This window comes from Dyadobacter jejuensis (assembly GCF_003149085.1).
In the GTDB taxonomy this organism is placed as follows: Bacteria; Bacteroidota; Bacteroidia; order Cytophagales; family Spirosomataceae; genus Dyadobacter; species Dyadobacter jejuensis.
The window spans coordinates 1-16,862 of the sequence record NZ_QGDT01000003.1; the positions used below are offsets into that span (position 1 = coordinate 1).

Genomic DNA, 16,862 nt, shown 5'->3' on the forward strand with positions numbered 1-16,862 from the left:
AAAAAGGAATTGGGCCTTTTCAAACATGGTGTCCATTATCAGACAGCAGCTAATGAACTATATCAATTTGTACGCATTTCTGGAAAATCCAGAGAAAAGTTGGATGACTATAATAAATGAACAAAAAATGAAAATGCAAAATCCACTATTCCGGGAAATGAGGGGGGCTTACTTTTGAAAATCCAACTAAAATAGCCTTTCTCACAACAGAAACAACGATAATTTTCTCAGATCCGCTTTTATCGGACAACAATGATAAAAAATAAAAGCTGAATACTATAAGTGTCTTCAGGTCAATTGGTTAGGTTTCTGAGGTCGAAAAAGAATTGGGAGTGGAAATGCGAAGGGAGTTAGGTAAGAACCACGGCAAGTGTTCTGCTGTCGTATTAATAAGGGCCTAGCAGGGAAATATAAGATCGTGGATGGTGGTCATGGTAATAAGTGGGGACTCTCCCTAATCAGGATTGGGCTTTCAAAGCCTTATTGCGCGTGATATGGATAAGTAGAAGACTGGCAGCCACCAGAAATGCTAGAAGTGCCGATACCTGAAAGCTATATCGAATATCCGTAAATAGCAGCGTGACAAACGAAGAAAAGAATTGTCCAGCGAATACGCCCATAGAGTAGTAACCTAGGTTTTTCCCTCTGTTGTGGAGATTGCTCTCCTGGAGGGTCATATGATTCAACAACGGAATGGTACAGCCAAAACCTATTCCCATACAAGTAGCTCCAATAAATAGTACGTAAGTTTGGAAGGTCAGAGAAAAGATAAGAAGTCCTAGGGCAAAGAATATGAAACCTAGGACGATGGTAGGAGCCTCTCCGAGCCAAAGTACGACTTTGGGCAACTGACTAGCAGATAGGACGGCAAGCATTGAAATGAGGGCCATAAAGTATCCAATTTCGGATTCTATAAACTGAAAGTCAGTGGGTAGGTAAACAGGAAGTCCTACAAATACCACAAAAAATAAGGTCATGGCTAACGCTGCGCTTAAAACCACCCGGAGAATATTCGTAGAAACTGGCTGAGGATTGGATTCGGTAGGGGCAGAAATTGCTTTTTTAGTAGTCGGAACGAAAAAGGTAATAAGAGCGAGACAAAGGAGTGCCATCAAATAAATAAAGAACGGATAATACCATTGTCGTTCTCCCAGAAAGCCTCCAATGCTTAAAAAAAATACACCACCCAATTCTATGGACATGCCTTGCCAGGCAATTAACTTTAATCTCTGCCCACCCTTAAATAGCTGGGCGATAAGGCCAGTGGCAGAGGCTTGAATCAGGGCCGTAGCGGCCCCAAGTAACAACCGATCGGCTATCACTAGGTAAGGATTGCGAAGCACGATTCCGAGTACGCCAAAGGTTGCGTAGGGGATTAAACCCCAGGTTATCATGGCATATGAGCCCTTCCTGTCAATCAACTTACCTGCAAAAGGAGCAAAAAGTACCACGCCTAACGAAGGTAAGGTGATTAACCAGCCGGGATTTTGGGCGAATCCAAGGTGAGTGGAAATTTCTGTCAAGGAAGGAGCTATCACTGTACCTACCATAATTGTTAAGCTACTTGTTAGTAATATGGCAAATACTCCTACGTTGGATACGTTTTGTTCTGACATGTTTTCTTCCTTTCTGGGTTTCAATGATTGGTGATGACAAAATTACGGCCTTCACTCATGAGGATAATCGGACAATATGCCAAGATGATGGTACTATTTGGAAATTTTGTATTTTTGTTAGAATACTCCTTTCCATATATGAATCGCCATGCACTTTACGCACCCCATCGACCACAATAAATTCGTCCTTATTACTAAATCGGCCGAGATGAAGGCTTATATCCAAAATTCGTCTAGGGAAGCTTTTTTTGAAATATTTTGGTTGATGAAGTCAACGGGCGTCGATGACAAAGGAAATTTTCTTCCAGAGAGCTCAGTCTATCTCATTCCTCCTTTACGATCCACCACGCTTCATTTCTCTGGGGGTGGCACAGGTCTTATCGCCTTTCGTAGAGAATACCTTGAGGAGGATGATAAGGAGTACGCACTCGATGTTTTTAATCTATTCCAGATGCAAGCTGAAAATTTATGGCTGCCGCTGTCCACATCGACCTCCTCTATGTTGGGGCATGTGGTTCGACTGATGGAGTATGAGTATACCCATCAAAAAGGCACCTATTTGGCTCTCAAGGCCTTATTGAAGGTGTTTCTTCTTCATCTAATCAGAATTCACCAAAATGCTTTTTTGGATCAAAGTTTGGATCAAAAAAGAATTTATGAAATCAAAAAGCTGCTGGATCGGTATTTTAATAAGGAGAGAAAGGTCCACTTTTATGCCGAAAAGGTAGGGCTGAGCCCTAAAAGGCTAAATCAGATTTTGTTAAAGAATATAAAGAAGACGATGACACAGTTGGTGCACGATAGGTTAGTATTAGAAGCTAAACGGAAAATTGTTAGCAGTGACCTTACCATTAAGGAGATTGCTTACACACTGAACTTTACCGACCATTCTTATTTTGGTAGATTCTTTAAAAAGCAAACGGGACTTTCTCCGCAAGCTTATAAAGCCTCAGAGGCCAGAGAAAATAGGATCAATAAGGTGGATAATATAGAGCCTACAAAAGGGATAGAGGCGACTAAAGAGAATTTCGAATAGCTACCTGTATTGACCTATCAAATGCAGACAGTTTTCGGTTCTAAGAGCGAGCCCTGCCAGGGTCCATTTAAGAGGCTAATATTATGTTATATTTTTATTATATTTATAATTTTTTTAATCTTGTGTTATATTCTTTAAAACGACTTCATTCTTTCATAAATGATTACTTATCCCAAACGGTATCAAGAAAGTGAGCTCCTAGCCGAAGTGTCCGCCAATAACGAAGCGGCCTTTGTTAGGCTGTTTCATCAATACCATCAATTACTGGGCACTTTTATTTTTAAAATCACCAAATCGAAAGAGTTAACGGAAGAGGTTGTTCAGGATGTTTTTCTTAAAATTTGGTTGAATCGAGAAACGTTAACGGAGGTGAAGGACTTCAAGGCCTACCTTTTTGTGGTGTCCAAAAATCATGCCCTTAATTGTCTAAAAAAACTGTCAAAAGAATGTAGGTTGACGGTAACCTTGGACGAGGAAATAGGGTATGATCTGAGTGAGGGTAAACTGGATGACGAAATGTATGTATTCTTGGATGAGGCCATTGATAGACTCCCTGCTCAACAGAAGAGGGTGTATCTGTTAAGCAGGCACGAAAGATTGAAATACAATGAAATCGCATTAAAACTAAATATCTCCAAAGAAACCGTTAAAAAGTATCTCCAATTGTCCTCCGAGTCCATATCGGTATATCTCCGCAGTAAAATTTCTACACTTGTTTCTGTGGTTTTCTTATTTATTTCCTAAAATTTCTATTTTCAATACCCCCTTTTTTGAGATTTTATTGTCTGTATAGTAAATGGCATATGGGCTGTTGGAAATAAGATCATATTCATGAAAGAAGCGGTTTCAAAAATAGCAATATTATTTCAGAAGTATTATGGCGGAACGGCCACCATAGAGGAGACCAATGAATTGATGGAGCTCATAAATACTTCCCAATATGATTCAGAAATGTATCAGTTGTTGGAAGAGGCTTGGCGGAAAACTGAATTAGATGCGGATGTTTTTTCATCGGAGTTAAGTCAAAATATGCTGGACCATATACTAGATACACAACTGGCCTATAAGGAACCGACAAGGACCCTCCCGATTTACAAATGGATGAAATATGCCGCTACTGTTTTGATTATATTGGGTATCGGACTGGGCATAAGCTATTGGCAGAGGAACCAGAAGCCAGTGAAGTTAAGCGATCATTCCACCCATGAAATTCTGCCAGGGGGCCATAAAGCGGCGTTGACCTTGGCCGATGGTACCATTATTCCATTAGATAGCCTGTCGAACGGAAAGCTAGCCGAGCAAGGAGGTGTAGTCATCACCAAGACTGAGAATGGTAAGCTTGTCTACAAGGTAGTCGGGCCGACGGAAGGGCGCATAAAAGGACATCTCAACAGCATTTCAACTCCAAGGGGAGGGCAATACGAAATTGAGCTACCTGATGGAAGTATAGCCTGGCTAAATGCCTCATCTACGATGCGCTTCCCGACCGAGTTTGCTAAAGATGAGCGAAAAGTAGAGATTGAAGGAGAGGTATATTTTGAAATCAAGAAAGACATTCATCGGCCATTCAAGGTACGATTTGGCCCAAATGAAATCGATGTTTTAGGTACTCATTTTAATGTGATGTACTATTCGGATGAAGATCTTACGGCAGCTACTTTGATAGAAGGCTCTGTACTTCTGAATACCAGTACGGCTAGGAACCAATTAAAACCTGGGCAACAAGCCTTGGTGAAGAATACGGGCCAGACGATCGTAAAAACAGTGGATACAGACAAAATTCTAGCTTGGAAAAACGGTTTTTTTCACTTTGAAGACGATGGCATCCAGTCGGTGATGCGACAGGTGTCAAGATGGTACGATATTGAGGTGGTGTACGAAGGGACTCCCACTTCGCGTCAGCTTACAGGAAAGGTATCAAGAGAGGTAGGTATCTCTGAATTGATGGAGATGCTGCAATATGCAGGTATTAAATACAGAATAGAAGGAAAAAGGATCATAGTGTCGAATTGAGCGTATATAGGTGTACGTTTAATATGACAGGTCCGTTGTGAACGATAATAAAATGACTGGAAACCTTAAACCAATAGCGATCATGTAGAGAAAAACATCTGATTCATGAATAGGAACAAAAAAATGGGAAAATGCTGCGAACATTTTCCCAAAGCAGTTCGGATTCATAAAAACCTTGTGAGAAAGTAATTTATGTTTAATCTAAACCATACAAATATATGGAAATTAATTCTATACCCGGAAACGTATGGCGGTTTCGGCAATGGATACCCCAAAACCTGCTCTTGAAAATGAAGTTGCTAAGCTTTTTCTTGTTTGTGGTCCTGACCCAAGTATGGGCAGATGGTTATGGTCAAAAAATAACCATCGATAGGCAAAATGTGACGTTGGAAGTGGCCTTGAAATTGATTGAAAGTCAATCGGAATATTTGTTTTTGTATGACAAAAGTGAGATTGCCAGTAATAGAAAGATTACTCTAACCGTAAGCAAGGGTACGATTGAAGAAGTGTTGGAAACGTTATTTGACGGTATGCCAGTAGCTTATAAGATATTTGGTAGGAATATAGTCCTTAGGAAGGTAAGTGCCCCGAATAAAGCGGTGATCTCTCACTCAAAAAGTGAAAAGGAGGCTGAAATTCTTGTTGAAGGGCTCGTCACAGATGAAAAGGGTGAGGCACTTCCAGGGGTAAGTATCCTCGTTAAAGGCACCCAAAGAGGGACGGTCACGGATGTGCAAGGCCATTATCAAATTGCGATTTCCGATCAATCTGCTACCTTGGTATTTAGCTATGTAGGCTATGTGAGTCAAGAAGTTGTGGCAGGGAATCGTTCTGAGGTTAATATAAAACTATCGCCTGATCAGAAGGCGTTCGATGAGGTGGTGGTCATTGGATATGGTACCGTAAAGAAGTCCGATTTGACGGGATCGGTAGCATCAATAAAATCAGAAAGATTATTGGACAAGCCCGTCGTCAATGTTGGCCAGGCCATGTCAGGGAAAATTTCAGGGGTGGAGGTTTCTCAAAATTCAGGTACACCAGATGGGAAAATGAGAATTAGAATTCGGGGAGATAATTCTATAAATTCATCTAATGAGCCGCTTTATGTGATTGATGGAATTATTGGCGTGGCCGACATAAATCTCTTAAATCCTAATGATATTGCTTCTCTAGAGGTTTTAAAGGATGCATCAGCTACCGCCATTTATGGTGCGCGTGGTGCCAACGGAGTGATACTGATCACCACCAAAAGAGGACTAAGTTCCGAGAAGAGTATTATTAGCTATGATGGATATATTTCCATTGGTACATTAGCCAGAAAAATCGAATTGCTAAATTCGACAGAATGGTTGCAGATGTATAATTTGACCCAGGATAATGCCGCCAAGTATGATCCAGTTGGCTATGCTCAAGGGAAATACCCCAGAATGAATACGGCCTCCTTGCCAAAACTATTTAATGCTGATGGAACACCCATTTATAATACCGATTGGCAGAACGAAGCCTATCAAACGGCCAAAACGACTAATCACTCCATTAGCATTAGAGGTGGCAATGAAAAAACGGTTTACAGTGCAAGTCTTGGCTATTTGCATGCCGATGCGTTAATTAAACAAAGCTATTTAAATAGATATACGCTTAGACTAAATTTTGATTCGAATTTAAAAACGTGGTTGAAAGTGGGCGGAAATGTGTCCTTAAACCATAACAAAGGAAACGATCATTATGCCAATTATGGAATTAAACGCTTGGTGATGGAGGCAATTCCGCTGATTCCTGTTAAGTATCCGGATGGGACCTGGGCAAGCAATCGAGATATACCTGGAGCGGTGCAGGATACTCCGGCGAGGTACTTGGATGAAATGGTCAATCAAACCAGCAATACGCAAACCATAGCCAATTTTTATACAGATTTCAAGATTAATGATGAATTGGATTTCAAGGTTACCTTTGCCACCGATTTAAAGAACAGGAAAACAAATTACTATTCGGGAAAGAACCTGATTCAGTTCAGTAAAAATCAGGGCGGAATTGCTACCATCAGTACGGAAAATCAAACCTACTGGCAGAACGAAAACTATTTGAATTGGAATAAGGAGTTTAACTCTCGAAACAGATTGAACCTTATGGTCGGTTTGAGTTGGCAGCAGCGCTCCGCAGAGCTATTGTCAGTTACACAACAGAAATTTATTGATGATTTTTATCAATGGCATAATCTCGGAAGTGGTACCGTTTCTATTCCTCCTTCTTCGAGCGACTGGCGCTGGTCCTTGAACTCCTATTTTGCTCGCATTAATTATACTCTTGCCGATAAATATCTTTTTACAGCCACAGGACGTTATGATGGCTCGTCTAAGTTTGGGCAAAATAATAAATATGCGTTTTTCCCATCTTTTGCTTTTGCTTGGCATGTTTCGGACGAAGAATTCCTAAAAAACAATTCTAAAATCAGTAACCTTAAGTTTAGAGCCAGTGTAGGACGAACGGGTAATCAGGAAATTTCCAACTATGCTTATGCCCAAAACTTAGGCTTATCTAACATCATCTTTAATGATACCTTCTATTCAGCATTATCGCGGAGTACCTTTGGTAATCCAGATCTGAAGTGGGAAAAAACCTCCCAGATCGATGCTGGTTTGGATTTAGGATTTTGGAATAATCGAGTAGATGTTACCCTAGACTATTATTACAAGGTAACCAGTGATCTGCTGCTATATGCCCCTATTCCGTATACATCCGGACTAAGCTCCGTTATGACCAATATTGGTTCAGTAAAGAACCAAGGATTCGAATTGGCGGTAACATCTCATCACATTGAAAAAGAGCACTTTTCCTGGAATACCACAGTTGTTGCTTCTAGTAACCTCAATAAAATCATTAAGCTGGGCTCTAATAACGAAGACATTTTCCCTGGTCCCCGACATGCCCAAGGAGATTTGTCTATTTTGCGGGTCGGACAACCAGTTGGTTCATTTTGGGGATTAACACGACTAGGAACTTGGGGTACGGAAGAGGCCGATGAAGCCGCCAAGTACAACCGCTTACCTGGGGACCTGAAGTATGCCGATTTAAACAATGATGGAAAAATCAATAATGATGATAACAGTATTATTGGCAGAGGTACGCCCAATTGGTCAATGGGGATTTCTAATCAATTGAAGTTCAAGAATTTCGAGTTAGCTCTTGATATCCGGATCGTTGAAGGGATTGATGTTATTAATGCAGCAACGCACAACCGAGAGGACCGCTTCGGGGTGGCCAATGGTGCTCGAAGTATTTTAAATTCCTGGACTCCTTCCCATCAGAATACCATGTTAGCTGAAAGAAGACCCTTAAAAACATATTATGACTCCTATCCAGATACACATTGGTTACAAGACGGTTCATTTATACGGGGGCAAAATTTACTGGTGGGCTATAACTTTGGTTCCTCGACGATCCAACGCCTGAAAGTCGATAGGTTACGAATTTATGCCAGCCTACAGAATTTTTTCTTGATTACCAAATACAATGGATATGATCCTGAAGTCAGTACCGCCACGGATCAGACCTTTGGTCAAGGGGTTGATGATTTTGGAGACCCACGACCTCGTACTTTTACAGTTGGTCTTAGTGTTAATTTTTGAAAAATGCAATCATGAAAAATATACTTCCTAAAATTACTTGGGCCGTCACCTTGTTTTGTATCTCATGTAATGATTTTTTGGATGAACAACCCACCGGCACTTTATCGAGTACCTCTAACCTGACCAGTGCAGATGCTGCCTTAGCCTTTGCCAATAGCGCCTATGTAAATACCAGTGTATTCAATAGCCTAACTTCTGGTTGGGGGTCTGTTACCCCTTTGCTATTAGAATATATGACGGGCAAGGTTAGCTCCGAAAATTCTCAGAGCAACTTCAAGGAGTTTCAGGAGCTTACAGTAAGTTCCCGATCCCCTTATATTGAAGAGTGGTGGAGGGGCTGTTATGCGGGAATTGCGAATTGTAATCTGGCATTGCAAAAATTACCAGAGTTTAATCAAGTGGATCCTCAACTTATATCCCGATATCAAGGGGAGGTTCTCTTTATGCGAGCCATGTATTATTTCTATTTGGTAAGAATCTTTGGAGACGTTCCCAAAATTAAAACATCCCAAGTGGAGTTGAATGAACTATTTGTCCATAGATCTCCAATCAAAGAAATTTATGACGAAATCATTATTCCAGATCTTCTTGCTGCCGAAAAAACGGCATTGCCGCTCAAAGATCTTACTGGTCGAACCTCACTAAGTGCAGTTAAAACCTTGTTAGCGGATGTTTACCTTACTTATGCGGGATATCCGGTCAAGGGGGGAGATCAATATTATGCCGAATCGGCCAAACGTTCCTTGGAAGTCCTAAGCCACTACACTTTATTTGATAAATATGAAGATTTGTGGAAACCGGAGAATAACAATAAGGGTGAATTTATATTTCAAATTCAGTTTTCACTGAATAAATCTTCCAATCAAATGGTGAATATCCCTTTACCATCACGATCTGGAATGTCGGCTTTCAATTTGGAATACGGTAGTATGATACCTACCAAAGAGTTTGTAGAAAGCTACCGAGAAGGGGATATAAGAAATGATGAAAAACAATTCTTTTTCAGAACTTATAAAGGCAATAAAAGTAAATTTTCACCGGGTGCTCCCGAATTGACTTTTATGGACTTTAAGGGCTACTACATATATAAGTTTTTTGATTCATATGCCATAGATGTGGCTGGACAGTCAGGCTTGAATTGGACCATTTACCGATTGCCCGACGTCATGCTCATGTATGCAGAAGCGCAGAGCCATGCGGATGGTGCACCGAATGACGCCTCATTTGCTGCTCTGAATGCAGTTAGGTATCGGGCTGGTCTTTCACCTTTTACCAATTCCGACCTCGTGGCTTTTACTGCTGCTGTTTGGGACGAGCGGTATTTCGAGCTTTGTTATGAAAATAAAATGTGGTTTGATATGATTCGAACCCGGAAGATAAGGGATGATATTTCGGGACAATACGTGAACTTTATTGGGTATACCACAAAATGGGGCAAAACCTATAGCAACACACAACTCTTGTTCCCCATTCCTCTTAGAGAAATGCAAACGAACCCCAAATTGGTTCAGAACACCGGATACTAGCCTATGCCTGGTGCTAGGTCTGGAAGACTTTAACCATTATATTAGGATTTTAATGAAATCTATTACTTCAGATCTATCTGCAAATGATGATGGAGTTAAAATCCTAATTTATTTTTTAACTTATAGCATGATATGTGTCTCATTTTCAGGATCATTCTTACTGCATGGTTGATTAGCTCAAGTTCGCTGTCTATGGCGCTTTCAATAGATAGTCTGAGGGGTGTCGAAAAAAGAAAGCCCAATGTGATCATCATCATGTCTGACGATCAGGGCTGGGGGGACTTGAGCATGAATGGTAATCCCAATTTGCAAACGCCTCATATTGATCGGATCGCTAAAAATGGAGCCCGATTTAGCCACTTTTATGTGAGCCCGGTGTGCTCCCCTACACGTGCCGAATTGCTAACTGGCCGGTACCACCCAAGAGCTGGCGTGTATAGTACTTCCGAGGGAGGCGAAAGAATCAATTTGGACGAAACCACCATGGCCGATGTGTTTAAGGAGGCCGGCTATGCCACAGCCGCTTTTGGGAAATGGCATAATGGCATGCAGTATCCTTACCATCCCAATGCACGTGGATTTGATGAGTTTTATGGCTTTTGTTCTGGACATTGGGGTAATTACTTCAATTCGCTTTTGGAGCATAATGGTCAAATCGTGCAGGGAAACGGCTTTATTATTGACGACTTGACGGATAAAGCGCTAGAGTTTATCGATAACAACCAAAACGATCCTTTCTTTTTGTATTTACCCTATAATACCCCTCACTCGCCCATGCAGGTGCCTGACAAGGAATGGGCGAGCTTTAAGGACAAATCCCTCATCAAATTGGCCGATGCCCGTACTGGTGAAGAAGATGTAGTCTTTACCCGTGCCGCTTTGGCTCTTTGTGAAAACATCGATTGGAATGTGGGAAGAATTCAAAACCAATTGAAAAAATTAAAATTGGATAGGGAAACCATAGTCATTTATCTGAGCGACAACGGTCCCAATAGCTCACGCTGGAACGGTGGCATGAAAGGAAAGAAGGGCTCCACGGATGAAGGAGGCGTAAAGTCCCCTTTTGTGATCCAATGGCCCGGGACTATCTCTTCGGGATTGGAAATAGATCAGGTTTCGGGGGCGGTGGATTTACTGCCTACCCTGGCCGATTTGTCGGGTATTAATTACAGCATTCCCAAAGCTTTGGATGGAATAAGTCTTAAACCCTTATTGGTCGAAAGCAATCAAAAGTGGCCCGACAGAATGCTATTTTCACATTGGAATGGGAAAGTGTCCGTCCGGAAGGGCCGGTATGTCTTGGACGATAATAGCAAACTATTCGATTTAACTACCGATCCCGAACAACGAGTTGATATTACTTCCCAGAAGCCTGAATTAACCAAAGCACTGTCCATGGCCGTTGTGGATTGGAAAGCGGAGGTTTTAAAAGATATTGCAATTGATAATCGACCCTTCCCGGTTGGCCATCCCGATTATAAATATACCCAGTTACCAGCCCGAGATGCAGTTGCGCATGGAACCATAAAGCGATCGAACAAATACCCCAATAGCTCTTACTTTACAAATTGGACGAAAAATGGCGATTATATCAGCTGGAATGTGGATGTTTTGAGTGAGGGAGATTATGCTGTAGCAGTCTATTATGTTTGTCCAGCCGATGAAATTGGCTCAACGATGCAGCTTTCATTTGAAGCCGACAAGCTTGACTTTAAAATCGCCAAAGCCAACGCGTCTGGAATGATCAACCAGCAATACGATCGGGTAGAACGTATGGAGTCTTATGAAAAGGATTTTAAACCCTTAAAAGCCGGGGTTATTCATCTTAAAAAAGGGGCTGGGGAGCTTATTCTCCGAACTACTGCCCTATCGAAAACCAATGCTTTGGATTTCAGAATGATGATGCTCACAAGAGAGAGTCCTTAGCTTGGACAGTTTTAAAATACCTCAACTATTCTTGATTCAATTTAATAATACTAAAATGTATAAATGGTTTATAATCATTTGGCTGTTGCCGATGATCAGCAATATAAGGTCCTATGGTCAAACGAATGGACATGAAAAAAATCCACCAAATATAATTTTTATTTTGGCCGACGACATGGGGTTTGGCGACCCACAGTGTTATAATCCCGAGTCGAAGATCTCTACACCTCATATAGATAAACTGGCTTTGCAAGGTATGAAATTCATGGATGCTCATTCAGCAGGCTCCTGGTGTGTACCTTCCCGTTATGGCCTGATGACGGGTCAATATCCACTTCGAAAGCATATGGATGTGAAAAATGGCGCATTGATTGACCAAGGACAATTGACCATAGCGTCCTTATTAAAGCGAAATGGATATGCCACGGCTATGATTGGTAAATGGCATTTAGGGTTTGAAGGGGTAAGTGATTGGGGAAAAGTGGATTATAGTAAAAAACTGACCGGAGGTCCAATTGATCGGGGTTTTGATTATTTCTTTGGAATGCATGCATCTTTGGATATTCCTCCTTACTTTTTTATAGAAAATGACCAGGTGATTTCCGCACCAACCGAAGATATAGCCGGCAATCAGAGTCCCGATGCTACTACAACCATTTCAGGGGCCTTTTGGCGAGAGGGTAAAGTTGCCCCGGGATTTAAACATGTCGAAGTGCTGCCCACCTTTACGGATAAGGCCTTGTCCTTTTTGGAAAAGGAGGCTACCTCCAAAACAACCAAACCCTTTTTTCTATACTTTGCATTGACGGCTCCGCATACACCTTGGGTGACCACTCCGGATTTTGCTGGTAAAAGTAAGGTGGGGGAATACGGGGATTTTACCATGCAAGTGGATCATACCGTAGGTGAAATTATGAAAGCACTGGACCGACTCGGATTGGATAAAAACACGATCTTGGTCTTCACCTCTGATAATGGGCCAGTATGGTTCAAAGAAGATATTGAAAAATACAATCACCGAGCTACAGCCCAATTCCGCGGTATGAAAATTGACTCCTACGAAGGAGCACATCGGGTGCCTTTTATAGTGCGTTGGCCTGGTAAGGTAAAGCCTAATTCTAGTTCCGATCAATTGATGTGTTTTACGGATATATTGCCCACGCTTGCGGATGTCGTAGGTGATCCTCTTTCCTCTCAAGAAAGCAAGGACAACTTTAGCCTGTTGCCAATCCTACTGGATAAGGGAAACGGAAAGCGGAACGGCCTAGTTGTTGAGGGTCATACCATTCGAGAAGGAGATTGGAAACTGATATTTGGAAATGGCACAGGGAGTCTTCAAAAAAAATATGGAAAAATACCCGCTCCATCCATCGAAGGCGAACTCTATAACCTTAAGGTAGACCCCAGCGAAACGACTAATCTTTACACGAAACAGCCTGAGAAGGTGGCCGAGTTGATAAAAAGGATGGAGGGGTACAGGGAGTAGAATCGCTCGGGTAGGGAGCGATAGTAGTCAAAAGAAGGAATATTGGCTATATCCTTACCTATTTTTAAATCCATGCACGACGCATTTGCAAACAGGCGCTACCTTTTCAAATCCGGGTCCTATTACCCTCGCTTCGTGCGCATGGCCTTTACTTTCGCCAAACCTTGGTCGGCAACAAACTGGGCGTATTCGGGGGTTTCTACCCCGTAGAGCGCCATTTTGCCCTCGGAATTATAATGAATCCCAAATCCATAGGTCTTCGTTAGGGGGGAGGTTCTTAAACAGGGTCGACCTTTTGAAAAGTATAGATCTTTTTCTTGCTCTGATTCTTCACCCATTCCTTCACTTCGCAGAGTATGCGTCATAAACACCACCTCGTCGGAAGTATAACCATAGGGATGTTGGCTGATCAGCTCATATTGTATTTCAGCAACGCTCGTTTTGCCCACTTTGGTGGGAGGCTGTAGGCCGCAAGTAGCCTTGGTATCCTCAGCAACTTCGAGAAATGTGTCGTAATAGTTGGTGCTGTTGGTTTTCATGGGGCGTAGGCTTAGTTTTTTCGTAGCCAAATTTATTATACATTTTTCAATTCCCAATGGATTTTCAAAAAGGGTGTTTCCTTTTTAAGAGTTGGTTTATAGGGCGGGGTGGGCAGGGTTTAGCTGCTGCCGGAGCTTCGGTAAGGTGTTCTGGCAGAAGTACTTGTAGTCCGTTTGAAACTGGATTTTCAAGCCTGAGGTGAGATCCATTGGCACAGAGCATATCTCTAACCCTGTCAAAAACGAAGGGATTGTAGTTTTGACAGGGTTAGAGTGGATTCATTATTGTCTTTGGTCGGGAATTTCCATGGCGATCCAGCTGTTATTGGCGTTGCTATGGAAAGGGGTTACAAATTTGATAGGCGTACCATTCACATGAGTGAGTTTCCCATTCCAAGCCAGATGATATAATGTTCTTAGGTCATTTTTATCATCACTGGTCAATTCACTCTGATCTCCGTAATTCATGATAGAAAAAGAGTTGTGGGCTCCGTAGACCTCCGATGGCCAGGCGGTTTCCGGTACCTTAGCGAAAAAGTCCTAAGTCCAAAAATATGGCCAATTTCATGACACATAGTATCGATTTGTTCCTTACAAAAGGTTAATCGGTATGCCGACTTTAAGGTTGACATAGGCTCTGTTCCATACCGTATCCCCATTTTTTTCTTTATTTTTAATATTCGTCTTTTCCTGGGTATACAGGTCGGGGAGAACGAGCTCAATGATAATATTAGAGGGCTTCGCATCCGACTTGTCCAGAGTGACGGGGACTATTCCTCCAATCCGTAGATTAGCCACTTTGGTCGATAGATTGGATTTGTAGAGCACGGTGGCACCAAGCTTCGCTCCTTTAGAAGATAGATAGGTAGCCCCAAGGGATAGGATATCTTCTGCTGACTTTTTGTTGAATTGAACATCGGATAGTCCGTTGACGTTAAAGACTTCTTTAGATTCCGAAATCTTATATTTGGTACCAGAAAGGAGTGAGTCACTGACCAATGTAATGGCATCATCACTCAAAAATTGGTTGGTAAAGCTTCGATCATATTTGGCATATAACACCATATTTCCGTGCTTGCCGAAGGAGGCATAATTAGCCGAGATGCCTAAGGTGTTTTTGCGGAAGTTTTGATCCTCTTCAATAGCATTATTTCTATAGATATTAAAGGTCTGATTGCCTGTATTGCCTTCCAAGGTTAAATAAATAAATTTTCTAAAACTCCAAGGAGCGTCTTTTTCGGCTTCATAGACTTTCTCTGCTATGTATTTAAGTCGTTTTGATTCATTATTGACCATTTCCTGAAGTGGCTTTAAAGCCACTTGGTCCTTGTATACCTTTTCCTGGAGTTGGGCAATTAATAGTTGCTTGCCAGGATCAATGGCTTGAAGAGAATCAATTTCATACAGGGACTGTTCGATGTTTTTCTCCAAGTCACCAATACGTTTCTTCAATTCGGCCTCGCTGTATTGATGTTCCAATAGGGCTTTTACTGCATTGGTTTTCATTAGGAACGAGCTGACTTCAGGAGTTTTAGGGATATAATAGTATCCGGTATTCTTCGAAAGTCCATAAACATTAAAAACCAGCTTTCCTCCAAAGTCCACCCCGGGGTCAATATCCCCTTTTTTAAAAACTCGGAATTCATTGTTTTTGTTGAGCTTACCTTTTATATAAGGATAGATTCCAAGGAAAGGGATGCTCTTTTTGTCATTTGCATATACATTGATGAGTTGTCCCACTTGTATTTCTGGTTGGTTTAAGGATAATATCAATTGGTTGACTGGTAGTGTGTTAGTTCCAGTTAGGGTGGCGAAGTCTTTTTCGAAGATCCTCTTAAAAGATGGACGGCTTACTAAGCCTTTTGTTGGTTCGGGCCCGGCAATCATAGTGTCAAGAGACTTGCTGAAATATGGTGTAGGGACATAGAGGGGGTCTGTGGCATTCTTCTGAGCTACTGCCTGAGCCATTGATAGGAAGAGGAATACAAGGATATAGTTTTTCATAAGAAAGGGAGTTAAGTACTTCACAAAATTGTGAAAACCATTAGCTCCCTTCAAGGGCTATTACCCCATTTAATGAGGGGAGAAATACGGTATAAAATAAAGATTATCAATTTTATTTACCATTGGCTGTTCCATCTACCTTCGACCTCCTTCATTTACTGATAGTATCTATAGCTTTCTAAGGTATTAAGGCCTGAAATCCAGATCTAAACAATGATCTCAGAAAGAATGAAATGTTCTAATAGGATATTTTTCGAATAATATTTGGCTATTATAATAATATACTTATTTATAATTCTGGGGAAGTTATAAAATGCCATTTTTTTTATAGGTTCAGTGTAGGGGAAACTTAAAAAAACTTGTCTATCCAGTCACAAGGTCCCAAACCCACATTGAAATAAGCCAGAATGACCAGACAATCACCAAGAGAATTTGAGGAATTCGGAAAGCCTATCTCCCCATTTGGGGGCGACAGTCCTACGATCACCACCGATGATGAGCGACTGCTCCGGGAGGCTTTCGCCGTAAACCCCAAGCAAGGATGTTCTCTGCTTTTTAGTAGATATTACGACAACCTGTGCAGTCACGCCATTCGCTTCGTTCATTCCAAGGAGGTAGCTGAAGATATCGTCTCCGAAATGTTCGCTTCTTTTTGGCAAGATGGTGTGTTCGAGCATATCAATAGCTCTTATCGCGCTTACCTTTACAAGGCAGTCCGTCACCGTTCCTATAATTATTTGAAATGGAAGGTGCAGCAAACCGATTCGCTCGATACGATTAGTCTGACTACTGCCTCCAAGTCGGTGCATCCCGATGATGCCCTATTGTATTCGGAACTGCATATAAAAGTTGAAATGATCATTCAGCAGCTTCCGCCTCAATGTCGACGGGCCTATATCTTAAAAAGGGTGGAGGGAATGAAATATGACGAGATTGCTTCGGAACTCAAAATCAGTATTAAAGCCGTGGAGGCCTTGGTAAGCAGGGCCTTGCTGCGCTTGCGTACCGACCTAAAAGATAACTGGTTCTTGAGCTTATTGTTGGTGCCGATATTTTAGGCGCACGCAACATACCTTACTGACTACTACTT

Annotated in this window: 12 protein-coding genes; 8 read left to right on the forward strand and 4 right to left on the reverse strand. The window is 41.7% G+C overall.

All coding sequences use genetic code 11. From position 1 onward, the window contains the following. Positions 1 to 458 precede the first annotated feature (458 nt). Positions 459 to 1,616, reverse strand: coding sequence for an MFS transporter (locus CLV98_RS06840; protein ID WP_109673589.1), 1,158 nt, complete (start codon positions 1,614 to 1,616; stop codon positions 459 to 461). A 148-nt stretch (positions 1,617 to 1,764) separates the two neighbouring features. Here CLV98_RS06840 and CLV98_RS06845 point away from each other — a divergent pair, with 148 nt between their 5' ends. From CLV98_RS06845 to CLV98_RS06875, 7 genes are all read left to right on the forward strand, one after another. Further along, positions 1,765 to 2,652: a helix-turn-helix domain-containing protein gene (locus CLV98_RS06845; RefSeq protein ID WP_109673590.1), complete on the forward strand. Its 888-nt coding sequence runs from the start codon at positions 1,765 to 1,767 to the stop codon at positions 2,650 to 2,652. A 159-nt stretch (positions 2,653 to 2,811) separates the two neighbouring features. Beyond that, entirely contained in the window at positions 2,812 to 3,396 is a 585-nt protein-coding gene (locus CLV98_RS06850; protein ID WP_109673591.1) for an RNA polymerase sigma factor, read from the forward strand. An 87-nt stretch (positions 3,397 to 3,483) separates the two neighbouring features. Then, the gene (locus CLV98_RS06855; protein WP_109673592.1) at positions 3,484 to 4,665 is read left to right on the forward strand and encodes a FecR family protein; all 1,182 of its coding nucleotides are present in this window, start codon (positions 3,484 to 3,486) and stop codon (positions 4,663 to 4,665) included. 218 nt (positions 4,666 to 4,883) lie between these two features. Further along, positions 4,884 to 8,291: a TonB-dependent receptor gene (locus CLV98_RS06860; RefSeq protein WP_211319989.1), complete on the forward strand. Its 3,408-nt coding sequence runs from the start codon at positions 4,884 to 4,886 to the stop codon at positions 8,289 to 8,291. Between the two features lie 11 nt (positions 8,292 to 8,302). After that, positions 8,303 to 9,817 carry a RagB/SusD family nutrient uptake outer membrane protein gene (locus CLV98_RS06865; RefSeq protein ID WP_109673996.1) on the forward strand — a complete coding sequence of 505 codons (1,515 nt, stop codon included), beginning with the start codon at positions 8,303 to 8,305 and terminating at the stop codon, positions 9,815 to 9,817. A 192-nt stretch (positions 9,818 to 10,009) separates the two neighbouring features. Further along, a complete protein-coding gene (locus CLV98_RS06870; RefSeq protein WP_211319990.1) occupies positions 10,010 to 11,743 on the forward strand; it encodes an arylsulfatase in 1,734 nt (577 codons plus the stop codon). A 55-nt stretch (positions 11,744 to 11,798) separates the two neighbouring features. Further along, positions 11,799 to 13,229: a sulfatase family protein gene (locus CLV98_RS06875; protein WP_229203253.1), complete on the forward strand. Its 1,431-nt coding sequence runs from the start codon at positions 11,799 to 11,801 to the stop codon at positions 13,227 to 13,229. A gap of 122 nt (positions 13,230 to 13,351) precedes the next feature. Here CLV98_RS06875 and CLV98_RS06880 read toward each other — a convergent pair whose 3' ends face one another. The 3 genes from CLV98_RS06880 to CLV98_RS06890 form a co-directional block, all read right to left on the reverse strand. Continuing rightward, positions 13,352 to 13,768, reverse strand: coding sequence for a DUF6157 family protein (locus CLV98_RS06880; protein ID WP_109673998.1), 417 nt, complete (start codon positions 13,766 to 13,768; stop codon positions 13,352 to 13,354). A gap of 282 nt (positions 13,769 to 14,050) precedes the next feature. Further along, on the reverse strand, positions 14,051 to 14,236 hold the full coding sequence (locus CLV98_RS06885) for a hypothetical protein (protein WP_109673594.1): 186 nt from the start codon (positions 14,234 to 14,236) through the stop codon (positions 14,051 to 14,053). 123 nt (positions 14,237 to 14,359) lie between these two features. After that, positions 14,360 to 15,772 (reverse strand): hypothetical protein, encoded by a 1,413-nt coding sequence (locus CLV98_RS06890; RefSeq protein ID WP_109673595.1) that lies wholly within the window; start codon positions 15,770 to 15,772, stop codon positions 14,360 to 14,362. Positions 15,773 to 16,179: 407 nt separating this feature from the next. On the opposite strand from CLV98_RS06890, the gene CLV98_RS06895 reads away from it, so the two are divergent. Next, positions 16,180 to 16,830: an RNA polymerase sigma-70 factor gene (locus CLV98_RS06895; RefSeq protein WP_109673596.1), complete on the forward strand. Its 651-nt coding sequence runs from the start codon at positions 16,180 to 16,182 to the stop codon at positions 16,828 to 16,830. Positions 16,831 to 16,862: the final 32 nt, after the last annotated feature.